The sequence below is a fragment of the Variovorax sp. YR634 genome, assembly GCF_900106655.1.
GTDB lineage: Bacteria > Pseudomonadota > Gammaproteobacteria > Burkholderiales > Burkholderiaceae_C > Variovorax.
Window position 1 is genome coordinate 1 of record NZ_FNOL01000004.1, and the last position, 25723, is coordinate 25723.

The 25723-nt window shown below is 64.1% G+C and carries 23 protein-coding genes and 1 pseudogene; 11 read left to right on the forward strand and 13 right to left on the reverse strand.

Going from position 1 to position 25723, the window contains the following annotated elements; translation table 11 throughout:
• The 9 genes and pseudogenes from BLV60_RS08985 to BLV60_RS09025 all read left to right on the forward strand — a co-directional run.
• Window positions 1-198, forward strand: a pseudogene (locus BLV60_RS08985) (hypothetical protein); the annotation flags it as partial.
• A 67-nt stretch (window positions 199-265) separates the two neighbouring features.
• Window positions 266-604 carry a P-II family nitrogen regulator gene (gene glnK, locus BLV60_RS08990; RefSeq protein ID WP_007833403.1) on the forward strand — a complete coding sequence of 113 codons (339 nt, stop codon included), beginning with the start codon at window positions 266-268 and terminating at the stop codon, window positions 602-604.
• A gap of 29 nt (window positions 605-633) precedes the next feature.
• Window positions 634-2061 carry an ammonium transporter gene (locus BLV60_RS08995; RefSeq protein ID WP_093053241.1) on the forward strand — a complete coding sequence of 476 codons (1428 nt, stop codon included), beginning with the start codon at window positions 634-636 and terminating at the stop codon, window positions 2059-2061.
• A 191-nt stretch (window positions 2062-2252) separates the two neighbouring features.
• Window positions 2253-3185, forward strand: coding sequence for an SMP-30/gluconolactonase/LRE family protein (locus tag BLV60_RS09000; RefSeq protein WP_093053244.1), 933 nt, complete (start codon window positions 2253-2255; stop codon window positions 3183-3185).
• Between the two features lie 114 nt (window positions 3186-3299).
• Window positions 3300-4184 (forward strand): LysR substrate-binding domain-containing protein, encoded by an 885-nt coding sequence (locus BLV60_RS09005; protein ID WP_093053249.1) that lies wholly within the window; start codon window positions 3300-3302, stop codon window positions 4182-4184.
• A 117-nt stretch (window positions 4185-4301) separates the two neighbouring features.
• Window positions 4302-5804: an FAD-linked oxidase C-terminal domain-containing protein gene (locus BLV60_RS09010; RefSeq protein WP_093053252.1), complete on the forward strand. Its 1503-nt coding sequence runs from the start codon at window positions 4302-4304 to the stop codon at window positions 5802-5804.
• Window positions 5804-6916, forward strand: coding sequence for a glycolate oxidase subunit GlcE (glcE, locus tag BLV60_RS09015; RefSeq protein ID WP_093053255.1), 1113 nt, complete (start codon window positions 5804-5806; stop codon window positions 6914-6916). Before BLV60_RS09010 ends, glcE begins: the two co-directional genes overlap by 1 nt.
• Window positions 6917-6936: 20 nt before the next feature.
• Window positions 6937-8184, forward strand: a complete 1248-nt coding sequence (gene glcF / locus BLV60_RS09020; RefSeq protein WP_093053258.1) for a glycolate oxidase subunit GlcF — start codon at window positions 6937-6939, stop codon at window positions 8182-8184.
• 89 nt (window positions 8185-8273) lie between these two features.
• Window positions 8274-8711 carry a hypothetical protein gene (locus tag BLV60_RS09025; protein WP_093053261.1) on the forward strand — a complete coding sequence of 146 codons (438 nt, stop codon included), beginning with the start codon at window positions 8274-8276 and terminating at the stop codon, window positions 8709-8711.
• 24 nt (window positions 8712-8735) lie between these two features.
• On the opposite strand, the gene BLV60_RS09030 is transcribed toward BLV60_RS09025, so the two are convergent.
• The 3 genes from BLV60_RS09030 to lplT form a co-directional block, all read right to left on the reverse strand.
• Window positions 8736-9224 carry a glutathione peroxidase gene (locus BLV60_RS09030; protein WP_093053264.1) on the reverse strand — a complete coding sequence of 163 codons (489 nt, stop codon included), beginning with the start codon at window positions 9222-9224 and terminating at the stop codon, window positions 8736-8738.
• A gap of 11 nt (window positions 9225-9235) precedes the next feature.
• Window positions 9236-10126, reverse strand: a complete 891-nt coding sequence (locus tag BLV60_RS09035; protein ID WP_093053267.1) for a DMT family transporter — start codon at window positions 10124-10126, stop codon at window positions 9236-9238.
• 65 nt (window positions 10127-10191) lie between these two features.
• A complete protein-coding gene (gene lplT, locus BLV60_RS09040; RefSeq protein ID WP_093053270.1) occupies window positions 10192-11496 on the reverse strand; it encodes a lysophospholipid transporter LplT in 1305 nt (434 codons plus the stop codon).
• 182 nt (window positions 11497-11678) lie between these two features.
• On the opposite strand from lplT, the gene alr reads away from it, so the two are divergent.
• Both alr and BLV60_RS09050 read left to right on the forward strand, forming a co-directional pair.
• Entirely contained in the window at window positions 11679-12779 is a 1101-nt protein-coding gene (gene alr / locus BLV60_RS09045; RefSeq protein ID WP_093053273.1) for an alanine racemase, read from the forward strand.
• Entirely contained in the window at window positions 12776-13537 is a 762-nt protein-coding gene (locus BLV60_RS09050; protein WP_093053276.1) for a hypothetical protein, read from the forward strand. Before alr ends, BLV60_RS09050 begins: the two co-directional genes overlap by 4 nt.
• 2 nt (window positions 13538-13539) lie before the next feature.
• Here the strand turns inward: BLV60_RS09050 and BLV60_RS09055 are convergent, their stop codons facing one another.
• The 10 genes from BLV60_RS09055 to BLV60_RS09100 all read right to left on the reverse strand — a co-directional run bounded on the left by BLV60_RS09055 (window position 13540) and on the right by BLV60_RS09100 (window position 25186).
• A complete protein-coding gene (locus tag BLV60_RS09055) occupies window positions 13540-14343 on the reverse strand; it encodes a phytanoyl-CoA dioxygenase family protein (RefSeq protein ID WP_093053279.1) in 804 nt (267 codons plus the stop codon).
• A gap of 29 nt (window positions 14344-14372) precedes the next feature.
• Window positions 14373-15602, reverse strand: coding sequence for a lipopolysaccharide biosynthesis protein (locus BLV60_RS09060; RefSeq protein ID WP_093053282.1), 1230 nt, complete (start codon window positions 15600-15602; stop codon window positions 14373-14375).
• A 5-nt stretch (window positions 15603-15607) separates the two neighbouring features.
• The gene (locus tag BLV60_RS09065) at window positions 15608-16876 is read right to left on the reverse strand and encodes a hypothetical protein (RefSeq protein ID WP_093053285.1); all 1269 of its coding nucleotides are present in this window, start codon (window positions 16874-16876) and stop codon (window positions 15608-15610) included.
• Window positions 16873-17946: a glycosyltransferase gene (locus BLV60_RS09070; protein ID WP_093053288.1), complete on the reverse strand. Its 1074-nt coding sequence runs from the start codon at window positions 17944-17946 to the stop codon at window positions 16873-16875. The genes BLV60_RS09065 and BLV60_RS09070 overlap by 4 nt, the downstream gene beginning before the upstream one ends.
• A gap of 13 nt (window positions 17947-17959) precedes the next feature.
• Window positions 17960-19111 carry a polysaccharide pyruvyl transferase family protein gene (locus BLV60_RS09075; protein WP_093053291.1) on the reverse strand — a complete coding sequence of 384 codons (1152 nt, stop codon included), beginning with the start codon at window positions 19109-19111 and terminating at the stop codon, window positions 17960-17962.
• Complete coding sequence (locus tag BLV60_RS09080; protein WP_256328910.1) at window positions 19108-20166, reverse strand: hypothetical protein; 1059 nt, start codon at window positions 20164-20166, stop codon at window positions 19108-19110. Before BLV60_RS09080 ends, BLV60_RS09075 begins: the two co-directional genes overlap by 4 nt.
• Before the next feature lie 92 nt (window positions 20167-20258).
• Window positions 20259-21038 carry a sugar transferase gene (locus BLV60_RS09085; RefSeq protein ID WP_256216746.1) on the reverse strand — a complete coding sequence of 260 codons (780 nt, stop codon included), beginning with the start codon at window positions 21036-21038 and terminating at the stop codon, window positions 20259-20261.
• Window positions 21039-21306: 268 nt separating this feature from the next.
• A complete protein-coding gene (locus BLV60_RS09090; protein WP_093053297.1) occupies window positions 21307-23571 on the reverse strand; it encodes a polysaccharide biosynthesis tyrosine autokinase in 2265 nt (754 codons plus the stop codon).
• Window positions 23568-24026 (reverse strand): low molecular weight protein-tyrosine-phosphatase, encoded by a 459-nt coding sequence (locus BLV60_RS09095; protein ID WP_093053299.1) that lies wholly within the window; start codon window positions 24024-24026, stop codon window positions 23568-23570. The genes BLV60_RS09090 and BLV60_RS09095 overlap by 4 nt, the downstream gene beginning before the upstream one ends.
• The gene (locus BLV60_RS09100) at window positions 24023-25186 is read right to left on the reverse strand and encodes a polysaccharide biosynthesis/export family protein (RefSeq protein WP_093053301.1); all 1164 of its coding nucleotides are present in this window, start codon (window positions 25184-25186) and stop codon (window positions 24023-24025) included. Before BLV60_RS09100 ends, BLV60_RS09095 begins: the two co-directional genes overlap by 4 nt.
• Window positions 25187-25723 lie beyond the last annotated feature (537 nt).

The window sequence follows — 25723 nt, forward strand, 5'->3', positions numbered from 1 at the left end:
GTCGACTACAACGTCGGCGCGAGCTACGACTTCGGCAACGGCCTGTCGCTGACCGGCTCGGTGCAGGGCGCCAACAAGAAGAGCTCGTACCTCGCGGTGGCCAACCCGGGCGTCGACCTCGGCTTCGGCACCTTCGGCCAGACGACCTACTCGCCGAACAAGGCGCGCTTCATCCTCACGCTGACGAAGACGCTGTAATCCATACAACAACGAGGTGCGGCCCAAGCTGCCGCACCATTCCATTTCCATCCGAAGGAGAAAACTCATGAAGCTGGTCACAGCCATCATCAAACCGTTCAAGCTCGATGAGGTGCGCGAAGCACTGTCGGCCATCGGCGTGCAGGGGATTACCGTCACTGAGGTCAAGGGCTTCGGTCGCCAGAAGGGGCACACCGAGCTCTACCGCGGCGCGGAGTACGTGGTCGACTTCCTGCCCAAGGTCAAGATCGAAGCGGCCGTCTCCGACGACCTGGTCGATCGCGTGATCGAGGCTGTCGAAGGCGCGGCACGCACCGGCAAGATCGGCGACGGCAAGATTTTTGTCTACAACCTCGAACAAGTCGTGCGCATCCGCACCGGCGAAACGGGCCGCGAAGCCCTCTGATCGAGTCCAGGCCCGAAAGAACAACGATTATGAAAAAACTGCTTGTCTCTCTTGCGCTCGGCTTGAGCGTGTTGGCTGCCGGTACTGCCGGCTTCGCGCAAACCCCCGCTGCGGCCACGGCCGAAGCACCGGCCGCGTCGGCATCGGCCCCCGCTGCCGCGCCTGCAGCCGCAGCAGCTCCGGCCGCTGCCGCCGACGCAGCTCCCGCGGCGCCCGCCGCCGCACCCGCTCCGAAGATCGACTCCGGCGACACCGCCTGGATGCTGACTTCGACGCTTCTCGTGATCCTGATGACCATTCCCGGCCTCGCGCTGTTCTACGGTGGCCTGGGCCGCTCGAAGAACATGCTGTCGGTGCTGATGCAGGTCTTCGTGATCTTCTCGCTGATCAGCATCCTGTGGGCCATCTACGGCTACAGCCTGGCCTTCTCCGGTGACGGCAACTTCTTCGGAGGATTCGACAAGATCTTCATGAAGGGCATCACGCAGGAGACCTTCGGCGCGCTGACCACGATTCCCGAATACGTGTTCGTCGCCTTCCAGGGCACTTTCGCGGCCATCACCGTGGCGCTGATCGTCGGCGCGTTCGCAGAGCGTGCCAAGTTCTCGGCCGTGCTGCTGTTCTCGGTGCTGTGGTTCACCTTCAGCTACGTGCCAATTGCCCACATCGTGTGGGGCGGCGGCCTGCTGGGCAAGGACGGCGCACTCGACTTCGCTGGCGGCACCGTGGTGCACATCAACGCCGGTGTGGCCGGCCTGGTCGGCGCCTACATGGTCGGCAAGCGCGTCGGCTACGGCAAGGAAGCGTTCACGCCTCACTCGCTCACGCTCACCATGGTCGGCGCTTCGCTGCTGTGGGTTGGCTGGTTCGGCTTCAACGCCGGCTCGGCTGGTGCTGCCAACGCCGTCGCCGGCCTGGCCTTCATCAACACGGTGCTCGCCACCGCTGCCGCGGCCCTGTCGTGGATCCTGGGTGAAAGCCTGCACAAGGGCAAGGCCTCGATGCTGGGCGCTGCGTCCGGTGCCGTTGCCGGCCTCGTGGCCGTCACGCCTGCCGCCGGTTTCATCGGCCCGATGGGTTCGATCGTGCTGGGCCTGCTGGCCGGCCTGGTCTGCCTGTGGGGCGTGGGCGGTCTGAAGCGCATGCTCGGTGCCGACGACGCGTTCGACGTGTTCGGCGTGCACGGCGTGGGCGGTATCCTGGGTGCCATCCTGACTGGTGTGTTCGCGGCCAAGGGCCTTGGCGGCACCGGCGGCGCAACGCCCGACACCTTCGCGATGGGCGCACAGGTCTGGATCCAGATCAAGAGCGTGGCGCTCACCGTCGTGTGGTCCGGCGTGGTTGCCTTCATCGCCTACAAGATCGCCGACCTGACCCTCGGCCTGCGTGTGTCGGAAGAGGAAGAGCGCGAAGGCCTCGATATCTCGTCGCACGGCGAAACGGCTTACAACCGCTGATCTGCTCTGGCCGGGTTGCCTTCGGGCAGCCCCGCCACTGAAACGACCACCACCACCTTTTACAAGAACAATTCTTCGTAACGAGTTTTTCAAGCGAGGTCTCCTTTGGATGTTCAGCCCGCAAGCGCTCCGGCGCCAGCGGGCTTTTTTTTGCCCTTTGCCGCGATGGCCGGGGGCACAATCGCGACACCATGTGGACCTCCCTCGAAGACAGCCTCTGCGAACTCGGCGAGTCGCCGTTCTGGCATCCCCAGGAGCGCTCGCTCTATTGGCTCGACATTCCCGGCCGCGCCGTGCTGCGCACCTGCGGCGACATCGGCTCCGCCAATGCCAGGGTCGAGCGATGGCCGCTGTCCACCGAGCCCGGCTGCATGGCGCCCGCGCGCAGTGGCGGCCTCGTGATTGCGCTGCGCGACGGCATCTACCGCGCGCGCGAGTGGGGCGGCGAACTGGTCGCGATGGCGCGCGTGGAGCACGACGTGCGCACCATGCGCTTCAACGACGGCAAGTGCGACGCGCTGGGCCGCTTCTGGGGCGGTTCGCTCAACGAAGCCAAGGACCGCGCCAATGCCGCGCTCTATTGCTTCGATGCACGCCCCGACACCGGCGTCTCGCCCACGCTGACGCAGATGGCCAACGAGTCCACCACCGCCAACGGCCTCGCTTTCTCGCCCGATGCCCGCACCCTCTACTGGGCCGACACCGCTGCGCACGTGGTGTGCGCGTGGGACTGGGACGCCGAGGGCAACTCGCTCTCGCACGCCCGCGTGTTCCACCAGTTCGACGCCAAGCCTGAGGGCTGGACGCCCGAAGCACCGATGGGCTACCAAGGCCGCCCCGACGGCGCCACCATCGACGCGCAAGGCCACTATTGGGTTGCCATGTTCGAAGGCGCGCAGCTGCTGCGCTTTGCACCTTCGGGCGAAATCGTGGCCTCTGTTCCCGTGCCTGTTCAATGCCCGACCATGCCCTGCTTCGGCGGCGATGACCTGAAGACGTTGTTCGTCACCAGCGGCCGCAAGGGTCGGCCTGCTGCCGAGATCGAGCGACTTCCCGCCTCGGGCACGGTGATTTCCATGCGGGTCGATACGCCTGGGTTGCCGGTCAGCTTCTTCGAGGACTAGGGTGGGTTGTGACGTGGTTTGTTCAGGGCGCGCGATCACGTCGACGGGGGACATTCGCGCAGGGGAGTACCCGGTGTCATTCGCACGCGCCCTGAACAAAAGCACAAGAACCGCATGGCCCTGCAACACATCCCACCCATCCAGTGCCTGCTGACCTTCGAGGCAGTGGCCCGGCTGCGTCACGCGGGCCGCGCAGCCGATGAGTTGTGCGTCACGCCCAGTGCGGTGAGCCACCGCATCCGACAGCTCGAATCGCACATCGGCTTCAAGCTCTTCGGCCGCAGCGACTTCAGCCTCACGGCCGACGGTGCAGCCTACCTCGCGAACGTGCGCACGGGGCTTGCTGCGCTGCAGGCCACGCCGCTCGGCGCCAACGCAGCCCAACGCGCCACGCGCCTGCGCATCGCCGTCACGCCGACCTTCAGCCGCCAGTTCCTCATGCCGAGGCTGGAGCTGTTCCGCAACATCTATCCAGACATCGAACTGGTGCTGCAGGTGTCGATCCCGCTGCTCGACGTCACGGCCGAGCAGGCCGACCTCGAAGTGCGCTACGGCCCCGGCGGGTACGCCGACTGTGAGCACCGGCTCCTGCTCGAGGAGCAGGTCGTGCCCGCCTGCAGCCCGAGCTACCTCAACGAGTTCGGCCCCTTCACCGGTTTTCGCACTGCGGCGGAGATTGCCAGCGCACGGCTGATCCGCAGCCCGCTCGAACCCTGGGGCACCTGGTTCGCGAGCTGCGGGCTCGACCAGCCCGAGCCCAACATCGGCTCGCAGTTCAACGACCTGGGGCTTGTGTACGACGCCGCGGCCAGCGGCTTCGGCGTGGCGCTGGTACGGCAGAAGATGGGCGCGGCGTGGTTCGAATCGGGTCGGCTGGTGGCGCTGTCCGACCAGGCTGTGCTGTCGCCGCACCGGCACTACATCTGCTGGCAGCCGGGCACGCTCGAGCGCTGGGAATGCGCGGCCTTTGCCGACTGGCTCGAGCAGAGCCTGCGCTGAACCCGCGAAGTTCTTTCAAGCGCCCGGCAAAAATCCATCAACCCGGGCCTGCCGCAATGTCCGTAGAGTGCGGGTAGAACCGAGACATCCCGCGAGCAGAAGAAAAGAGGTCGCCGCATGAACGCGCCGCTCACCCCCACGCAAAACGATTCGCTACAGAAAACAGAGCGCCAGTCCCAGGTGGTGCGAGCGCTGCAGGCTCATCTGCCAGCCCACGCCCTGATCTGGCACGCAGAAGACACCACCCCCTACGAGTGCGACGGCCTCACCGCCTACCGCGCCCGCCCGCTCGTGGTGGCCTTGCCCGAAACCGAGGCGCAGGTGGCCGCCGTGCTCAAGACCTGCCACCAGCTCGGCGTGCCCGTGGTGGCGCGCGGGGCGGGTACCGGGCTCTCGGGCGGCGCCATGCCTCACACCATGGGCGTGACCATGTCGCTCGCCAAGTTCAACCGCATCCTGAAGATCGATCCGGTCAGCCGCACGGCCATCGTGCAGTGCGGCGTGCGCAACCTCGCCATCAGCGAGGCGGCCGCGCCCTTCAACCTCTACTACGCGCCCGATCCGTCGAGCCAGATCGCCTGCACCATCGGCGGCAACGTGGCCGAGAACTCGGGCGGCGTGCACTGCCTGAAGTACGGCCTGACGCTGCACAACGTGCTGCGCGTGCGTGGCTTCACCGCCGAAGGCGAGCCCATCGAATTCGGCGGCGAGGCGCTCGACGCGCCGGGGCTCGACCTGCTCGCGCTCGTCATCGGCAGCGAAGGCATGCTGGCCGTGACCACCGAAGTCACCGTCAAGCTCGTGCCCAAGCCGCAGCTCGCGCGCTGCATCATGGCCAGCTTCGACGACGTGCGCAAAGCCGGCGACGCAGTGGCCGCGGTGATCGCGGCCGGCATCATTCCGGCAGGGCTGGAGATGATGGACAAGCCCATGACCGCCGCCGTCGAAGACTTCGTGCGCGCGGGCTACGACCTCGATGCCGCCGCCATCCTGCTGTGCGAATCCGATGGCACGCCCGAGGAAGTGGAAGAAGAAATCGGCCGCATGACCGGCGTGCTGCGTGGCTGCGGCGCGACCGCCATCGCGGTGAGCAGCAGCGAAGAAGAGCGCATGAAGTTCTGGAGCGGGCGCAAGAACGCGTTCCCCGCCTCGGGCCGCATCAGCCCCGACTACATGTGCCTCGACTCGACCATTCCGCGCAAGCGCCTGGCCGACATCCTGCTGGCCATCCAGGAGATGGAGAAGAAATACAACCTGCGCTGCTGCAACGTGTTCCACGCGGGCGACGGCAACCTGCATCCGCTGGTGCTGTTCGACGCCAACGACCCCGACGAGCTGCACCGCTGCGAGCTGTTCGGCGCCGACATCCTGGAGACCAGCGTCGCGATGGGCGGCACCGTCTCGGGCGAGCATGGCGTGGGCGTGGAAAAGCTCAACAGCATGTGCGTGCAGTTCACCGCCGCGGAGAACGAGCAGATGTTCGGCGTCAAGCGCGCCTTCGATCCCGAGGGCATGCTGAACCCCGGCAAGGTGATTCCCACGCTGCAGCGCTGCGCCGAGTACGGCAAGCAGGTGGTGCGCGGGGGCAAGCTGCAGCACCCGGATCTGCCGAGGTTCTGATGGAGACGGACAACGCACTCCACCAGATCGTCGAGCGCATCCGCGCCGCCACTGCCGACGCCACGCCGCTGTGCATTCGCGGCGGCGGCACCAAGGATTTCTACGGGGAGACGCCGCAACGCGAGCTGCTCGACACGCGCGCGCTCGCCGGCATCACCAGTTATGAGCCCAGCGAGCTGGTCGTCACCGCGCGCGCCGGTACGCCGCTCGCCGAACTCGAAGCGGCGCTGGCGGAGAAGGGCCAGTGCCTGCCGTTCGAGCCGCCGTGCTTCGGCAGCAACGGCACCGTCGGTGGCATGGTCGCCGCAGGCCTCAGCGGCCCGGCGCGCGCCAGCGTCGGCGCGGTGCGCGACTACGTGCTCGGCGCCATGATCGTCAACGGCCGCGGCGAGGTGCTGACCTTCGGCGGCCAGGTGATGAAGAACGTCGCGGGCTACGACGTCTCACGCGTGCTGGCCGGCTCGCTCGGCACGCTGGGCGTGATCGCCGAGGTGAGTCTCAAGGTGCTGCCCGTGGCGCCCGCCGAAGCCACGCTCGAGTTCGCTTGCAACCAGACCGATGCGTTGCGGCTGCTCAATGAGTGGGGCGGCCGGCCGCTGCCGCTCAACGCGAGTTGCTGGTTCGAATACGAAGGGCAGGGCACGCTCTATCTGCGTTTGCGCGGTGCGGTCGCCGCGGTGGAAGCGGCATGCACGCACCTCGGCGGCGAGCGCAAGGACAACGCGCGCGCCGCCGCCGACTGGCAATCGCTGCGCGACCAGCAACTGCCGTGGTTCGCCACGAACGAAGGCACGGATGCGCTGTGGCGCCTGTCGGTGCCGCAGACCGCGCCCATGCTCTCGCTCGACGGCGCCGCGCCGCTGATCGAATGGCACGGCGGCCAGCGCTGGTACAAGGCTGCGCCCGAACAGGCCGCGCGCATCCGCGAGATCGCACGCGCGGCGGGTGGCCATGCCACGCTGTTCCGTCTGCCCGACCTAGGCACGCAACAAGGCAGTGTCCCGCGCTTCGATGTACTGAGCTCTCCTGTCGAACGCATCCAGCGCGCGCTGATGCGCGAGTTCGATCCTCACGGCATCTTCAACCGCGGCCGCCTGCTCGCCCCCACGTAAAACAACAAGAACCGACAGACATGCAAACCGAGCTCGCCCCCGAATTTCGCGGCACCGACGAAGGCCGCGAAGCCGAAGCCATCCTGCGCAAATGCGTGCACTGCGGCTTCTGCACCGCCACCTGCCCGACCTACCAGCTGCTCGGTGACGAGCTGGACGGTCCGCGCGGGCGCATCTACCTCATCAAGCAGGTGCTCGAGGGCAAGGAGCCCACGCGCAGCACGCAGCTGCACCTCGACCGCTGCCTCACCTGCCGCAACTGCGAAAGCACCTGCCCGAGCGGCGTGCAGTACGGCAACCTCGTCGACATCGGCCGCAAGATCGTCGACCAGAAGGTGCCGCGCCCCGCGATGGAGTCGGCACAGCGCTGGCTGTTGAAGGAGGGCCTGTCGTCGCCGCTCTTCGGCCCCGCGATGAAGCTCGGCCAATCGGTGCGCGGCCTCCTGCCCGAGGCGCTGAAAGCCAAGGTGCCCGCGAAGCAGGAAGCCGGCGCATGGCCCACTGCCACGCATGCACGCAAGGTGCTGATGCTCGCGGGCTGCGTGCAGCCGTCGATGATGCCCAACATCAACAGCGCCACCGCGCGCGTGCTCGACGCAGCCGGCATCCAGGCGGTGATTGCGCCGGCGGCCGGCTGCTGCGGCGCGGTGAAGTTCCACCTGAACGACCAGGACGGCGGCAAGGCGCAGATGCGCGCCAACATCGACGCGTGGTGGCCCTTGGTGGAGCGCCGTCCTGACGAAGGTGGAGTCGAAGCCATCGTCATGAACGCGTCGGGCTGCGGCGTCACCGTGCGCGAGTACGGCCACATCCTCCAGCACGACGCTGCCTATGCGCTGAAGGCCGCGCGCATCAGCGAGCTCACGCGCGACCTGAGCGAGCTGCTGCCCGATCTCGTGCCCGCGCTCAAGGCCCGCGTGAAGGCGCCTGCGGGCGTGGTGGCCTATCACCCGCCGTGCACGCTGCAGCACGGCCAGAAGCTGCGCGGCGGCGTCGAGACGCACCTGCGCGCGCTCGGCTTCGACGTGCGCGTGGCAATGAACGAATCGCACCTGTGCTGCGGCTCGGCCGGCACCTACTCGGTGCTGCAGCCCGAGCTGGCCTATCCGCTGCGCGACCGCAAGCTGGGCCACCTGAAGCAGCTGCAGCCCACCACCATCGCGTCGGCCAACATCGGCTGCATCACGCACCTGCAAAGCGGCAGCGGCGACACGCCGGTGCGGCACTGGGTCGAACTGCTGGATGCGGCGCTGTCTGACAAGGCCTGATCGCACAAGCAGGAGGGTGTTGGTCCGACTCGCGCGAAGCCGGTTCGCGGCGCATCATGGCTGCACCGAATCTGCAAGGAGCCAGTGCCATGTCCCATGTTGTCGCATCCCTTATTCCTTCCACGCTGCGGCGCGTGCTGCTGGCCTGCACCTGCGCGGCCGGTGCGATGGCCGCGCAGGCGCAAGGCGCCATGCCGCCCTGGCAGGGCGCGGGCCCGGCGCGCTATGTGTGCGGTGGTATCGGCTCCGACGAATCGACGGCCATGCGCGCCGCCATGAAGGACCATCCGCTGGCATTGCTGTTCGCGCGTGCCGATGGCGCCTACCTGGCCAATGTCGACGTGACGATCAAGGGCGGTGACGCCAACAACGCCGCAGCCCTGGCGTTCCGCGCCAGCGGCCCGGTTTGCCTGGTCGACCTGCCGAACGGGCGCTACGTGATCGATGCGGCCATGCCCGGCGAAGGCGCCAAGACCCAGAGCGTGACGGTGGGCGGGGGCTCGAAGACGGCCGACTTCAGGTTCTGAGCGGCCAGGGCAGGGCAGGGGGCTTCAGCCCGCCGCCAGCGCGGCCTCTACGTCGCGCGTGAGCGAGGCTGGCGTGTCCAGCGGCGCATAGCGCTTGAGCACGTTGCCGTCGCGCCCGATCAGGAACTTGGTGAAGTTCCACTTGATGGCCGTGCTGCCCAGCAGGCCCGGCTTTTCCTTGGTGAGCCACTGGTAGAGCGGCGCGGCGTTGCTGCCGTTCACGTCGATCTTCTCCATCATCGGGAAGCTCACGCCGTAGTTCCTGGTGCAGAAGGCGCCGATTTCCTCGTTGCTGCCCGGGTCTTGCGCGCCGAACTGGTTCGACGGAAAGCCCAGCACCGTGAGCCCCTGGTCGGCGTACTTCTCATGCAGCGCCTCCAGCCCCGCGAACTGCGGCGTGAAGCCGCATTTGCTGGCGGTGTTGACGATCAGCAGCACCTTGCCCTTGAAGGCGGAGAGCTTCACCGGCTTGCCGTCGATCTGGTTGGCCTCGAAGTCGTAGACGCTGGTCATGCTGTTGTTCCTCAGATGGGAGAAGAGGCGCGATCATCGCGCCGCGCGGGCGTTCGTGCAAACGCCGCCCAGACGGCGCCCAGCACGATCAGCGCGCCGCCGGCGAGGATGCGCGGGCTCATCTCGGCCGCACCCAGCGCCACCGACGACACGCTCGCGAACAGCACCTCCGACAGCATGATCACCGAGGTCGCGGCGGCCGCGAGCCGGGCTGCGCCGTACTGCAGGCACACATTGGCGAAGACGAACGCTATGCCCAGCGGCACCGCCCAGCCGAGCCAGCCCGGCGAGGCGTGCAGCGGCGAATCGAACGCGCCGAGCGCGGTGCCGCCCAGCGCCGTGATGCCGGCCACGAGGGCGCAGCCGCAGAACATCGCCAGCGCGCGCGACTCGCCCGGAGCCTGCCGCAGATGGCGCAGCGCGATGTTGGTAACGGCAAAGCCGAAGCCCGCCGCCACGCCCAGCCAGTCGGGCAGGCTCGACGGCACCGGCCAGTCGGCGCCCGGCGCCTTCAGCACCACCACCACGCCGGTCAGCGCCAGCGCCACGCGCGCGAGCGCGCCGCCGGTCGGCCGCTCACCCAGCAGCAGCCAGCCCAGCAGCACGCTCCACAGCGGCATCAGATAGAACAGCAGCACCACGCGCACCACGTCGCCCTGCGTCACGGCCCAGTTGAAACCCACGTTGGTGAAGCCGGCCGCGAAGCCCAGCACCGCCAGCATCGGAAAGGCCGCGAAGCCTTTCCACGCGTGCCGGCGCATGAGGCCCATCACCGTCGCGATGGCCAGGTAGATGAGGCAGGTGGCCCACAGCGGATGCATGCCATGGCCTGCGATCTGGCGGAAGGGAAACCACGAAACGCCCCAGACGAAGGCATTGAAGATCAGGGCGAGCGCGGGCATGGTGGCGTTGGAAAAGGGTGGAGCGCCGGGCGCGCCGGCCGTTTCACCAACGCGGGCGCGCGATGTCAGTGATGCTTGTCGCTACGGGCGATGGCCAGGAGGTGCTCGACCTCTTCAGGGTACTTCTTGAGGTTGTTCTCGTGCCAGCGCTTGATGAGCCACATGCAGCCCGCCACGACGAGACCGAATGCGCTGATTGCGCCATAGGCCGAGAGGCCCAGCCCCGTGCACACGCTGTAGAAGCCGCCCAGCAGAAGAATGCAGGCCTGCTCGTTGAAGTTCTGCACCGCGATGGAGCGGCCCGCGCCCATCAGGTTGTGGCCACGGTGCTGCAGCAGCGCATTCATCGGCACCACCAGGAAGCCGCCCAGGCCACCAAGCAGAATCAGGAACGGCACCGCCAGCCACACGTTGCTGATGAAGTTCATGCAGATCACCATCAGCCCCATCGCGATGCCCATGGGGATCACGCGCGTGGCCATGTCCAGCCGCATGCGCATCGAGGCGACGATGGCGCCCACGGCCGTGCCGATGGTCACCACACCCGTCAGCGCCGAGGCCTGCGTGGTGTTGTAGCCCAGCGCCAGCGAAGCCCAGGCCAGCACGATGTACTTGAGGTTGCCGCCAGCGCCCCAGAACAGCGTGGTGGTGGCCAGCGAGATCTGGCCGAGGCGGTCGCGCCACAGGCGGGCGTTGCAATGCCAGAAGTCGGGCAGCAGCGCGGCGATGTTGCGCGCCATGCCGTGCTCGGGGTTGGAGCGCAGCGGGCGCATCTCGACGCCGGTGTGCGGAATGCGCGTGTTGAACCAGGCCGCCAGCACGTAGACGAAGATCAGCACCGCGATTGCGGCCTCGGCCGGCGTGTCGATGCCGGTGTCGATGAACGGGAGATCGAAGGCCAGCAGCTTGCTGGAAATGGCATGCCCCACCAGCGTGCCGCCGAGCACGATGCCCAGCAGGATCGACGCGATGGTCAGCCCCTCGATCCAGCCGTTGGCCTTGACCAGCTGGGACGCCGGCAGCAGCTCGGTCAGGATGCCGTACTTGGCCGGCGAGTAGGCCGCAGCGCCCAGCCCCACGATCGAATAGGACAGCAGCGGGTGCGAGCCGAACAGCATCATCAGGCAGCCCACCACCTTGATGGCATTGCTGATGAACATCACCTTGCCCTTGGGCAGGGCGTCGGCAAAGGCCCCCACCAGCGGCGCCAGCACCACATAGAAGACCGCGAAGATCGGCACCAGTGCCGCGCGCTGCCATTCAGGCGCGCCCGAACTTCGCATGAGATCGACGGCAACAACGAAAAGCGCTTGGTCGGCCAGCGACGAAAAGAACTGGGCCGACATGATCGTGTAGAAACCGCGCTTCATCGATGGGCTGGCTGGCCAGAGGGTCTGCTGGCGGTAGTGAAAAAGTGTCGCGTTGCGGGCGAATGGGCGGTTATAGCACGGGGGTGCGACGCGGAATCCGGCGTCCCCACGGTGTTCGACCTCATTCCCGAAGATGCTAAAACGTGGTCTGCATTGTCCCCGAGTCTCTCCCGGAACCACCCATGCCGCGTCCCATACTCGCCACTGTCCATACCGACGCCCTGCGTCATAACCTCGACCGGGCGCGCCGCTCGGCCCTTGAAGCCCGCGTCTGGGCCGTCGTCAAGGCCAACGCCTATGGCCATGGCATCGAGCGGGTCTATGAGGGATTGCGCGGCGCCGACGGCTTCGCGCTGCTCGATCTGGCCGAAGCCGAGCGCGTGCGCGCCCTCGGCTGGCGCGGCCCGGTGCTGCTGCTGGAGGGCGTGTTCGACGCTCGCGACCTGGAGCTGTGCTCGCGGCTGGACCTCTGGCACACCGTGCATTGCGACGAGCAGATCGACATGCTCGCCGCCCACAAGACCCTGAAGCCGCAGCGCGTGTTCCTGAAGATGAATTCGGGCATGAACCGCCTGGGCTTCACGCCCGAGCGCTTCGGCTCCGCCTGGACCCGTCTCAACGCGCTCACGCAGGTCGACGAGATTTCGCTCATGACCCACTTCAGCGACGCCGACGGCGCGCGCGGCATCGGCCACCAGGTCGAGACCTTCGAGCGCGTCACCCGCGACCTGCCGGGCGAACGCTCCATCGCCAACAGCGCCGCCACCCTGCGCCACGCCGACCAGACGCGTGGCGACTGGGTGCGCCCCGGCATCCTGCTGTACGGCAGCGCGCCCGACTTTCCCGAACACGATTCGGCGCACTGGCAGCTGCAGCCCACCATGACGCTGTCGACCCAGCTCATCTCGGTGCAGACGCTGAAGGCCGGCGACACCATCGGCTACGGCTCCAACTTCACGGCCGAGGGCCCGCTCACCATCGGCGTGGCGGCAGTCGGCTATGCCGACGGCTATCCGCGCCACTGCAACACCGGCACGCCGGTGCTGGTGAACGGCGTGCGCACCCGCATGGTCGGCCGCGTGAGCATGGACATGATCACCGTCGACCTCACGAACGTGCCCGACGCGAAGTTCGGCAGCGAGGTCACGCTGTGGGGCAAGTCGGCCAAGACGGGCGCCGTGCTCCCCATTGACGACGTCGCGCGAGCCGCGGGCACCGTCGGCTATGAACTGATGTGCGCCGTGGCGCAGCGCGTACCCTTCGCTCCCGTCGAAGGTCAATGAAGATCCTTTCCAACTGGCGCTCCGTGCGCCTGTGGGAAACGCAGGTCGAACGCGACCTGCATCGCGACTACAGCCTGCGCACGCACGGCATCCTGATCGGCACCTTCACGCTGCTGCTGATGTGGGGCGTGTCGGCGCTGCAGATGCACCTGCTGCATGTCGATTCGCTGGCGGTGCGCTACTTCCTCACGCTGGGCGTGGGGTACCTGGGCTATCTGCTGGTGCTGCGCTGGTGGGCCAGGCGGCTGGTCGAGGGCCGCAGGACGGACTTCGATGTCGATGCGCCCGACGTTGACTTCGGCAGCGGACGCGGCGGCGGCTCCCAGAGCCACGTGAGCGTCGGCGATGCCCATGGCGGTGGTGGCGGCGGCGATGGCAGTGCCCTGTCCGACGTGGCGAGCGGCGCGCTCGAAGTCGCCGGTTCCGCGGACGAAGGCGCGATCATCGTCGTGCCGGTGGTCGCCATTTTCCTGATCTGCGTGGCCATCTTGTTCGGCGCCGGCTCGCTCGTGCTGCTGTACTTCAGCTGGGACGCTCTTCTGGCCGTGGCCATCGAAGTCGCCTTCTCGTACGTGTCGGCGCGCGCCGCGGTGCGGGTGGCGCGCGAAGGCTGGCTCATTGCCGCCGTGCGGCTCACGTGGAAGCCGCTGCTGGGCGCGGTCGCGAGCGCGGTGATCCTCGGCGCGCTGCTCGATCACTTCATGCCGCAGGTCAACTCCTTGCCCGAGGCGGTGCGCGTTCTGCTGAAGAAGCACTGAGTTCACACGGCGCGAAACACCTCAGGAAAATCGCCCGTCTTCTGTCCGTCGCGCCACGCGAGGCCCGCGGTGTCCAACGGCCCGGGCAACAAGGACGGACGATGCCTCAGCCTGAGTTCGTCGTCGGCGTAGAGGATGGCAAAGGCCCTGCGCTTCTCGTTGAAGTTCACGCCGGGGCCGGCATGGTGCAGCGCCCGGTAGTTGAAGACCACCACGTCGCCCGGGTCCACCTCGTAGCCCACGATGTCGAAGGCGCTGCGATTGGCTTCGATGTCCGGCAGTTCGAATTCATCGTCCAGCACCTCGATCTTGCTGCCGCTCAGCCCGTAGTGCGTTTTCCAGAGGTGCGAGCCGCGCACCACCTCGATGGCGGTCTCGCGCGGCATGTGGTCGACCGGCATCCATACACGCACGATGCGGTGGCTGTCCGCCAATCCATAGGACGTGTCCTGGTGCCAGGGCGTCTCGGCGGCAGGGCCGCGGCCTTTGTAGAACAGCTGGTCGTAAATCCAGCGCAGCCGTCTCGTCACGGTCAGCTGCTTGGCGATCTCGCCGGCGCCTGACTCGAACACCACGCGCTGGAGCATGCCGTTCTTCATCGAAGGCATCTGGTCGATCAGCAGATAGAGCGGGTCGGCATCCACCACGGTCGCGTAGGGCGAAGGAGCGCGGCGCTGCTGCTCGATGCCGTCCTGGGCCAGCTGGATCCATTCGGGCGAGATGATCTTGCGCAGGCACACCACGCCATCCCTCAGGAACCGAAGGCGCTCGTCGATGCTTACGCTGCGAAGCAAAGGGTTGCTCATAAAGATCTCCAAGGCCTGCTTGCCCGTTTTCAGGCACTCTCCCCTGTCGTTGTCGCTCGCATGAAATAGAACAGCCAGCCGATCATCAAAGCGGCCATGCAGGCGAAGCCCCAGGTCATGGCGCGGATGGTCTGGATGTAGGAGATGGGCGGCGTTGCCGCGAACATCAGAATGGCGAACACCACGGCGCCGACGATCGAGCACAGCAAGAGGGCACCTGGCCGCGCGGCCGCCCTGAAGCCCGTCCGCAGGCACATGGTCAGCCCGAAGATCGCGGGCGCATAGAAGAAGGGGGAAAAATCCATTCCCCTGTAGTTCGGGCCGAATGCCAGAACGACGAGGCGGGGCCCCAGCAGGCCCAGCAAGACGCCGACCCCTTCGGCAATCACGAACCCGAGCAGCACGAACTTGATGAAATCGCGGAAGGCTTTTTTTCGTCCTTCGGAATTCCAGTTCGCCGCCAATTGCGGAAGCAGGTAGTAGCCAAGCGCCGACAGCACGTACTGCATCGGCAGCAGGAAGGTGATGTAGATCTTGAGCAAGCCACCCTGCTCGGAGTCTGCCGAGGACCCAAGCAGCAGGATGGCCCCTCCCGTCATGATCCAGCTCATGAACTGGGAGAGGCTGGCTTTCCAGCCATAAGCCATCGATTCGCCGACCGTCAGCCCTTGCGCATTCTTCGCTGCCGGGAGCGGAAGCATCACGTTCCCCGCACTCCTGAGCACCAGAAAAAGAAACGGGACCTGGATGATGGAAATCAGCAGCAGGGCTTCCATCCACGTCGCGGGCTTTTCGGCTTTCAGGATGGCGACATATCCCACGCCGACCAGCACACCGGTGACGCAAAGAATCCCGTACCGCCGCCCAGTGAGCAGGAGGCTGCGCGAGATCCAGAAGATCTCGTAGCCGACGATCAGGGCCACGCCCACCCAGTGCAGCTGCCCGGGAAAAGCCGCCACTTGCCAGGCCGCGTACCCCAGAAAAGAAAAAAGAACCACCAGGGCCCACGAGAGCCATGCCGCGGATCGATGCGCGTAGTAGCGCTTGATCAGCAAGGGCTCATGCACCATGGCCATGTGCAGGATGTATTGAAAGCTGCTCACCGCCAGGAATGCGGAGGCAACGCCGAAATCCGAAGGCGAAAGCACGCGAGCCAGCGCAAAGCTCAGGAGCAGTTGGCTCGCGCTGTATATGCATTGGTCTGCAACGGCGTAGATCGGACCACCAAGGCGTTTTCCGAGTCCGGACAGATGCTTCATCCCGCTCAGTCCGATATGGACAGCAAAACGGGATTGGCAGTCGCCTTGACAGAAAAGCTCCCGCCCGACGGGTTTCCGCAACTGCCTTCACGCATCTGGGGGAAGAAGTCGACGCGCGTGCATTTCTTGCCGCTGCCTGCGGGGACCGACACGGTTTGTTCGGGGCCCTGCGTCCAGACCACGTGCAGCAAGGACTCGCCGCGACGCAGCACCAGTTGGCTCATGCCCTTGGCATCCTGGTACGAAACCTTCTGGGAGTGCTTGGCGATCTTGAGAAACTCGGTCAGCGCGGAATAGGCCTCTTTCTTTTCTCCGGCTTTGGACTTGATTCCGAAGTTGTCTTCCTTCGAAAAGTAAGACTGGCCCCTGTCGCGCCACGAGTAGAGGTTCAGGAGCTTGATGCCCGCGGCGGCATTGATCAGGTACTCCCTGAAGATCAGCGAAGCCTGTGCGTTGCGGTCGCGAACCGGCATGTACGAGGCGTAGCCCCATTCCGAAGCGACGATGCCGGTCTTCTTCAGTTGCCGCTGGTCCAGTTGCGCACGCAGCTTCTGGTAGTCGGCCAGCGCTGTTTCGGGAACCGAGCGGTATGGATGGATCGAGATGTCCGTCAGGCAGTCGGTCCTGGCGGCCGAGACAAAGGCATCCTCCAGCTCCGAAGGAACCTTGCCTCCGGCGAAGGGCAGCTTCGCGAAGCCGTATCCGATGACGATGTTCGGCTGGATCTTTTGCTGCGCCAGCTTGTTGCACAGCTCCGACGAGGCAGTCCCGAAGTTCGAAAGAAGGTTGGGCTGCAGGAAGGTCTTGTTGTCCGGCTCGTTCCATATCTCCCAGACGGCGACATCTGTGGTGTGCGCCTTCATGAAGTCGCTCGCAAAGTCCGCGAACATGGTTTCCTTGCTGCGGCTGCCACCACGCAGGTCCGAGGGCTCGTGTCCCCAGATCTCGCGGCCGCCGAACAACGTGACGATGGCTTCGAGCCTGGCCTTGCGCACGCGCTGGATCAGGCCCGGGTAGTCGATCAAATTGGGGTTGACGCTTTTCAGCGGAGGCCGCACGCCGAACCGCACGAATTCGAAACCGGCCGCACGTATTTCATGCAGGTCGTCGTCCGTGATGGTCGCGGGATCGATCTGCACGCTCAGCGCAACCGGGTACTCCGAGGTCAAGCCGTCGATGCCTCGGGCATTGGCCGTGCTGATCGACGCTGCAATGAACAGCAGGGTGCCCAGCAGCCCGACGAGGCCTCGGGCAAAGAATCCAGAAATCTTCATGGCAGGACCGACTCCTTGTACAGATCGACGATGGCGGTGTTCATTCGCTGCGAAGTGAACTTCTCTTCGAAGATCTTTCGCCCGGTCTGTCCCATCTGCCGCAGGGTTTCATTGGGGATGCCGTCGATTTCCCGCAGCATCTGGTCCATCTGCTCCAGGGAAAAGAGCCGGCCGCTCCTGTCGTCTTCAACGATGTCGACGAGGCCGCCCACAGCGGATGCAAAAACCGCCTTGCTCCTCGCCATGGCTTCGACAGCAACGAGCCCGAAGCCTTCCCATCTCGACGGAACGATGATGGCGTCGCAGTCCTGGTAGACGGCGTCCAGCTCGTCTTTTTCCAGCCAGCCCTTGAACTCGACCCGATCGGACTTGGGAAGAAAAAGGTCATTCCGCACGGCCTCGCCGACGACGATCAGCTTGAAGTTCGGCTTCACCCTGTTGTACGAGTCGAGCAGGACGTCGATTCCCTTTTGCCGGTCCAGGCGGCCGACGAACAGGACTTTTCGCTGGCTGCGTTCGGCTTCATCAGGAAGCAATTGACTCGGCAGCCTGGGGCTGACGGAGTCGATCCCGTTGGGAATGCATGTGCATCGCCTGATGCCGGATTTCGACGCGATCCTGACCTCATGGCGACTGATGCAGATGATGGCGTCGCTGCGCGAGGAAAGCAGCCGCTCGATCCAGCGATAGGCCGACTTCTTGTAGCGGGACGCAGCCTGATCGAAGGCCCAGCCGTGGGAGCAATAGACGATCTTCACTTCGCTGGGTATCTGCCCGAGCATGGCCATGACCCGGACGATGCCCCCGGCAATCGAGCTGTGCAGGTGGAGCACGGAAGGGCGCTCCGATTCGATGATCTTCTTGACGCGCGCGGCGTAGCCAACCAGGGACAGGGGGCTGCGGGCGGTGGGCACCACGTGTGCGCTCTCGGGGTTCAGCCAATCGACCGTTCCGGGCAATATGAACTTCACCTGGCTGATTTCCGGAGAGTTCTTCTGGAAATTCGAAACGATCCGAAGATAGGTTTCCAACCCGCCCTTGAGCGTTTCGGCAACGTGCAGTACTTTCATGGAGATTCGCTCCTCAGATCAATGCGTGGGTTCCGGCGATGACTTCGGTCTTCAATTCGTCGAGTCTTCTGCGGTCGGCATTTTTTTCGTTGAGCAGATTCAGTACGGAGGCCTTCAGCTCTTCCCGGCGCGGCGACAGGCCGAACAAATACTGGGTTCGGTCCGTCAGCTGGAAAAAGGACTCGACCTTCTTGTCCCAATTCATCCCGATGGAGGGAATGTTCAGGCTGTAGGCGACGATGTTTGCGTGCAGCCGGTGCGCCGCAATGCACGAGCAGGCGCTGATCAGCGCAACAAGATCGTCGGGGCGTTTCGGAACGACGAACGAGAAGCCCGGTGCGGCTGCCCGCGAAGAAGAAATCTCGGCAAGGATCTTGTTGTCCTCCGCCGCGCCGTTCGTGAAATACAGCACCCGCGCGCCTTCCGCCTGCAATGCTTCTGCCAGGCCCGAGAAGAATTCTGCGGACCCGCTGGTGCGCGTGTCGCCATATTCGGAATTCATCACCAGCGCATCGAGGCTGCTGACGCAGATTCCCACGTCCCACTTCTTGTCCGGGGAGAGCTCTTCCGAAAAGGCGCTCGCGCAAACCAGCGCGGGGTCGGGAACGACCTTGATCTCGCTGCGCGGGATGTCGAAGAACGCGTGCAGGTTGTTCGCCGAGTCCACATCGCGCGTCGCGTAGAAAACGGGGGCAGCGTTCCTGAGGAATTTCTTGACCAGAAATTTCCCCCAGAACGACCATTTGGCCGTGACGCCAACCGAGACCACCGCGACCTTCTTGCCGCGAAGCAACCTGCTCAGCAGAAACAGCTTGGCGGGAAAGTTCAGCGCCACGTCGCAGAACAGCTGGCCACCGCCGATGAGGACCAGATCCGCATCGTTGACCGCGACGCTCCATTGCCTGCGCCAGCCCAGGAGGTAGTTCTTGAGGCAATACGCGAAAACGATTGCCGATCGCAGCAGGGCCGGCATCTTCTGGAAGATTTCGAACGCGCCGCCGCCACGCAGATTCGATTCGTCGAACGCGACGCGGCCGGCGATGTCGAGGAACTCCACCTTCGCCTCCGGATATTTCATGCTGGCGATGTGAGCCAGCGACGCCGCGATGACCCCGTCACCCAGGTTGTCGCTGTACGGCACCGCACAAATCAGGATTTTTTTCATCTGGAGACTGCTTTGTTCTCGGAAACTTTGATGGCAATGATGTAGAGCATTACGGAGGTCAAATGCCTGGTGAAGCTGCCGAGATCTGGTTCAAATATCAATTGCACAAGAATGTGCGCCATGAAAAGGCTGCCGAAAAACCGCGGCTCGAATCGATCCGGATCGCGTTTGGACTTTCGCCGGGCTCTGTACAAAATGATCAGCATGGCTGCGATCATCAATTGCATGAACGCGTCGCTCGCAGTCTGAAAATAAAGAACCGGCGTGATCAGCACTGTTGCGGCATAGACGTAATTGACCAGAAATCCGGGGCCACTGGCGGGAGACGCAATATTGGTAAAAGCCGTTCTGTTATCGCTGCCGATCTGTTCCGCGTAGGCATTCGATGTATCTCGCGGCGATTGAAGCGTCTGCAAAATGCTGGAAGGCGCCGCCATGATCGCTCCGACGACCACGATGGCGGCCAGAATGTGATATTTAAGAGGGCGCCGCCACAGGTAATAGACCATGAAAAACACACCGACAATCAGCAAATAATATTGCCGTACGAAGACCCCGTAGATCGCGTAAAGAAAAAGGAAGGCGCCGACGGTAAGTACTTTCGACGTTCGAAAATAGATGGTCGAAACGGTGATGAACATGGTCATGATGAGCACGACCGTCTCCTTGGACGGCGCAAACATGTTCAGCATGATGCAAGGCGCAATCAGCAGCAGCCTGGCGAAAAAGTCACCAGCCTTGCGAACGTCGTGAGTCGCGAAAAACAAAAATATGACGCTCACGCCGCAGGTGAAAACGTCCAGGTTGTCGACCCCAATAATGGCGAACAGCGCGGCGGTGACAGCAAACGAGTTGTCCATGTCGCCCGTGCCGCCGTAATTGAGAATCTCGATGATCTTTGCCGAGTCCACGCTCCATTTCTCGGGAAGCATTTCCCTGAAATACGCGTAGATGATCGTGTATACGAGCACGATCAGTATTCCGGCAATCGAGAATTGATTGAAGCGGCGCGTGCTTCTTCTTCTCACCACCGGTCCCGGAATGGCGTGGCTCATCCGCATGTGGATTCCAATCCAATCATTTCGAAAGCGAAGGAAAATCTGTCCGGCCGGCCCGGCCGGAGCCGATCATCCGGGACCGATGAAATTCATCGGGACCCGTGACCGGCAGCAACCACCCAGATGGTTCTGAAGAAGATGTCCACGTCCTTCCCGACGGAAAGGGTCTCGACATACCTCACGTCCAACGCAACGCGTGCGTTGTAGGTCAGCTGATTGCGACCGCTGACCTGCCACAGGCCCGTGATCCCGGGGCGAACAGCGCAGTAGTGCGACCAGTTCTGGCCGTAGAGCTCCTTCTGCTCGAGCATGCAGGGGCGGGGGCCGATGAGGCTCATGTCGCCCGTCAGCACGTTCCAGAATTGCGGCAGTTCGTCCAGGCTGGTCTTGCGGATGAATTTGCCGAAACGCGTGATCCGTGGATCGTCGTCCAGCTTTTGGTATTCATCCCATTGGCGGCGTGCCTCCGGATTGCTTTTCAGATGCTCCTCGAGCACCTGGGCCGAGTTGGCGATCATCGAGCGGAACTTGTAGAACCTGAATATTCGCCCATCTTTTCCGTAGCGCGACTGGTAATACAGGACCGGAGATCCGGAGCTGATCAGCACGAAGAGGCCGATCAGCACGAAGAGCCAGCCGAATGCCGCAAAAAAGAACAGCGCGGCGGCAATGTCTACCGACCTTTTCCCGATCCGCAGTACGGCCGGATGATGAATTCCGGTTTGCGAGCCGCCTCGGGACATTTCGCCGCTTGCGTCCGAAATATTCCAGCCTTGCGGTACCAGCGATTCTTCAGGGTGGAGATTTCCCATGGGATTTCCCCGCCCGGATTTGAAGCGCGACAAGATTTCTCGTCGAAATGATTTCATTTTTGACGCACCTTTCCTCACGCAGGCAAAAGCCTGCATGTCCTCTGTTATGGCCTTGGTTTTTTGGCCGAGACGACCCGCACAAATGCCTCGTAGGATCTGCAATGCAGAAACTATTGCGCGGCCAAATGACTCGATGAAGGCAATACGAATGGACTAATTGCCATTTGTAGTGCCTTATTACTCCGAATACTAATTGAGTATTTAATCAATGAGTCAGGGCGAAATCCCGGCTCATGATTTTGAATTTAACTCCAATTTTCACGGTCTAGGTGGAATCCCTGTTGGTATTGTATGTATATTGTAAATGCTTGTAAGCCCCATATTTGTAACTCCCGCTGCCGGCGTGGCGGCGGGTTAGATCAATAGCATTCAGAATTACGCCATTTACCGTGCGACCTGCATGCGCAAGTCTTCTGACGCTCTCATTCAATTCGCCGAGCTGGGTCTTTTCGGCGCGTGCAACGAGTAGCAAAGTGCTCGCAAGCGGGGCGACCGATGCGGTATCCGCGGCAACGAGGACCGGGGCCGTGTCGATGATGACGAGGTCGTATAGCGGAGATAACTTTTCCAGTACCTGGGCAAAGGAATCGCTCGTCAGCAGCTCGGCCGGATTGGGCGGAAGCACACCCGTGGTAATGATGTCCAGATTCGGCAGGGCCGACGGGCGAATCGCTTTCTCGAGGTCGAGCGTGCCGGCGATCAATTCGGACAGGCCGGAAGACCGCTGGATCGAAAGGAATTGATTCACGCGGCCCTTGCGCAAGTCCGCGTCGATCAGCAGAACCTTCTTGCCGGTTGCCGCGGTGATCGCCGCGAAGTTGACCGAGATGAAGGTCTTGCCCACGCCAGGCGTCGCGCCGGAGATGAGAAGGCGGTTGTTGGTCGCTTCCAGCATGGCGAACTGCAGCGCGGTGCGAAGGCTGCGCAGGCTTTCCACCGCGGGGTCTTCGGGGAACAGGTGCGCCAGGACATGCTTGCCGACGACCTTGTTCTCGATGTTCCTCTCGACCGTGCGCTGGGCGGCGCTCAGCGGAATGCTGCTGTAGACGTTGAGCCCGGTGTGGCTTTCGATTTCTCCCGGATTGCGGATGCCGCCGAAGAACGAGTTCCTTGCAATCGCGGCGCCGATGCCGGCAGCCAGCCCCAGGATCACAGCCAGCGCGATGACCAGGGGCCGCTTGGGCCACACCGGTTCTTCCGGAACGATGGCGTCGTCCAGCAGGCGCACGTTGCCCACCTTGCCTTCCTTGGCCAGCCGCATTTGCAGCGAGCTGTTGAGAAGCGATACGTACAGGTCGGTGTTCACCTTGATGTCGCGCTGCATGCGAACGGTGTTCTGCTGCAGCTCCGGCATCTTGCGGATGCGCGCATCGACGGTTGCGAGCGCGCTCTTCCATGCGGCGACCTGGGTGTCCAGCGTCTGGACGGCGGGATGCTCGCTCGTGAAGCGCGCCGTGAGCTCGCGCCGCTTCTGTTCGGCCTCGAGCAGCTTGGACTGCAGGTCGATGGTCTGGGTCAGCGCGTTCTTTGCCTCGTCGTCGAGACTGACCGTGCCGTTCTGGTTTCTGTAGCGGTTGTAGATGTCTTCGGACTGCTCCAGCTGCTTCTTGAACTGGGGCAGCGCGCCGTCCAGGAAGCCCAGTGTCTTCTCGGCCTCGGCCGCCTTGCGCTCCATGTTCTGGCGAACGTAGAGGCGACCGATTTCGTTGAGCAGCTGCGTCAGCTTTTCTGCGTCGCCGCTTCTCCAGCTGACATCGAGCACGCCCGACTGCTTGCCCTTTTCCACGACCTTCAGGTTGTCCTGCAGCGCCAGGAGCGTGAGCTGGGTCGAAGACCGCACGAGCTGGAACTGCGCGCCCGGCTTCGCGTTGATGCTGCTGACCAGCAGGCTCACGCTTCCGTTCGGAACGCCGGGAACGTTCGCTACCAGCAAGGTGCCGATGGAGCCCTTCATCGGCGTGTCGATGTCGGGGTTGCTCAGCTCGTACTGCCCGTCGGCCCCGAGGGTCAGCGTGAACGGCTTCTCCTCGAAATCAGCGGGAACGTCGAACCTCGGAACGAGGATGCTCTCGGTGCCCGTCACGTAGCCCGAAAGCCCCATGAAGCCAGGGTCCGACAGCTCGGTGGCGCGGCGGGCAAGCCAGCTGCCCACGATGGGGGCATACCGCGGCCGTGCGCTGATGTAGAGCTTGGTGTTCTCCACGGCCTTGCCGAGGATGGCGCGCGAGCGAAGGATTTCGATCTCGCCCGCGGCCGGCGTCTTCACGCTCAGCAACGAGGAGGCGGCATCGCCCAGGAAGCTGCCTGCGGAGTTGCCGGAGTCTTCCACCTGCACCGCGACGTTGGCTTCGTAGAGGGGCTTGCCGAGGAAGGCATAGGCCGCGCCCAGGAGCACGGTCACGGCAACGATGGCCGCGACGAGCCAGCGGTGGTCGATCAGGATGTCCAGGTACTCGGCCAGGTTGATGCCGTCGCCATCCTCTTCCAGCGCTTGCATCGGCATCGGCGCGGCTTGCGGGGGTGCGTTCATGTAGGTTGCTGCTCGGGTTTTGTGATTTTCAGAATGCGGTCGATCCATGTCCGGACGCCGGCATCGATCAGGGCCAGGGCGTGCTCGAACGCTGCCTCGTCTTTTCCATACGGGTCGGGCACGTCCTGCGCGACCGAGAACTCGGCAATGCGGAAGACCTTGCCGCGCACGAAGGGGTAGGTCGATTCGAGATGGCGGCGCTGCTCCCGGTCCATCACCAGGATCAGGTCGGCCTGCCGGCACAGCATCTGGCTCACCTGCTGCGCGACGTGGTCCGAGATGTCGATGCCGCGCTTTCGCATGAGCGCCTGCGCCATCGGGTCGGCCGGCTTGCCGACGAGCGCGCCGGTGCCCGCGGAGAACACGCGCAGATGCGGCAATCCCGCGGCAAGCAGGCCTTCCGCCATCGGGCTTCGGCAGATGTTGCCGATGCAGACTGTCAGTACGGATCTCATCGGTGGTTCATGTAGACCTGGTCGCTGTAGTAGAGCGCCTGGGTCGCCGGCAGGATCAGGCTGGCCACCCGGCTCCAGGTGGCCAGCGGCACCGAGTCGATGTAGACCACGTCGCGCGGCTGCAGCGGAAAGCGCTCGGCCAGCGCCAGCGCGGCGGGGTTCTTCGCATTCAGGTGGAAGACCGACGGCGAGCCCTTCGTGTTGTTGGCGTTGTTGCGCACGACGTAGATCTGCCCCGTGTTCGCCGTGCCCAGGCTTGCGCTGCCGGCCTCGCCCAGCGCCTCGTTGAGGGTGAGCCTGCCGTTGTGCATGGTCAGCGCCGAGGGCTTGGCGACTTCGCCCATCACGAACACCTTGCTCTCGTCGCGGTTGCGCACCTGCACCACGTCGCCGTTCTGCAGCGGGATCTTGCTGGCGTTGCTGCCCAGGTCCTGCAGCTTGGGCAGGTCGATGAGCGTGGTCTTGTCGCCGCGTGTCAGCGTGATGAACGAACGGTCGCCGCTGGACGTGATGCCGCCGGCCCGGTTGAGCGCTTCGGACAGCGTCATCGGAACGTCGGTGAAGAGCTGCAGCCCCGGCGTGCGCACTTCGCCTTCCACGAATGCACGGCGGCTTCTGAAGGACTGGATGCGCACCGTCACCTGCGGGTCCTTGATGTAGCGCGCGATGCGCTTGGCGATCACGTCGGACGCCTCGATCTCGGTCAGGCCCTGCATCTGGACCCGGCCGATGTACGGAAAACTGATCTGCCCGTTGGCGCCGACGATGAAGCCCGGCGCCACGCTGATGCCCGTGGGGTCCGTCTGCTGGGAAATCACGGCGCCGGCGTTGGGCAGCAGCTCGGGGTGGTCGTAGACGATGACGCCCACGACGTCGCCCGGGCCGATCGTGTAGACCGGGGCTTCGCCGAACAGGGCCTTCACGTCGGGCGGAATCGCCGCCGGCTGCGCCTCGGCCATCGCGCGGATGAGGCTCGGCGAGATGGGGACGAGCGCCTCCTGCGGCGTGCCGTCGGCAGCAAGAGATGGCGCCGGACTCTGATCGGGCTCGTAAGCCACCACGGAGCCAAAGCCCGGTGCGCAGCCCTGAAGCATCAACGCGCCGGCCAAGGCGGCACTCCACCCCATCAGGTACAGGTAGCGTGTCAAATGGAACTCCATTGCGAACTTGGTTTTTTCAACAACTGCGATTCATATGCAAAGCCCGAGCCCGATTTGCGCCGGTAATTCTTTTTATTACCAAGACGCTTTTCCGGCTTGACCGGAGATTTATCGGGAGAGCAATGAAAAAGAAATTGTCGCTGCCTTCGCGGCAGCCCTATTTCGTGGAGTAGACGCAAAAGGCGTGTCCATTCGTGGTGCGACCACGCCGGGGGCAGGGTTATCCCTTGCTTCCCCTTCCGGAGACCCTTTTTCATTGGGAAGCGAGGGGGCAAACGGCTGGTCAGGATGCCGTCAGCCGAAATGGAAAATGCAACTTATTAATTACCCCATTGATACGGGAAATCGTGGCTCTCGAACCACAGAGGCCACCCGCATAGGGTTTTTGACATTGCGTTCTACTTTGTAAGCAATTGTCAACTGAGTAGGACGTAGCCGACAAATCGTGGGCTATGAGCTTCAGTTCGTCCAGTTTGAGCGTCGAGCAACGACGCGGGAGGGTACCTAGTCGGCCGCTGCCCAAGGTGAACTGGCGGT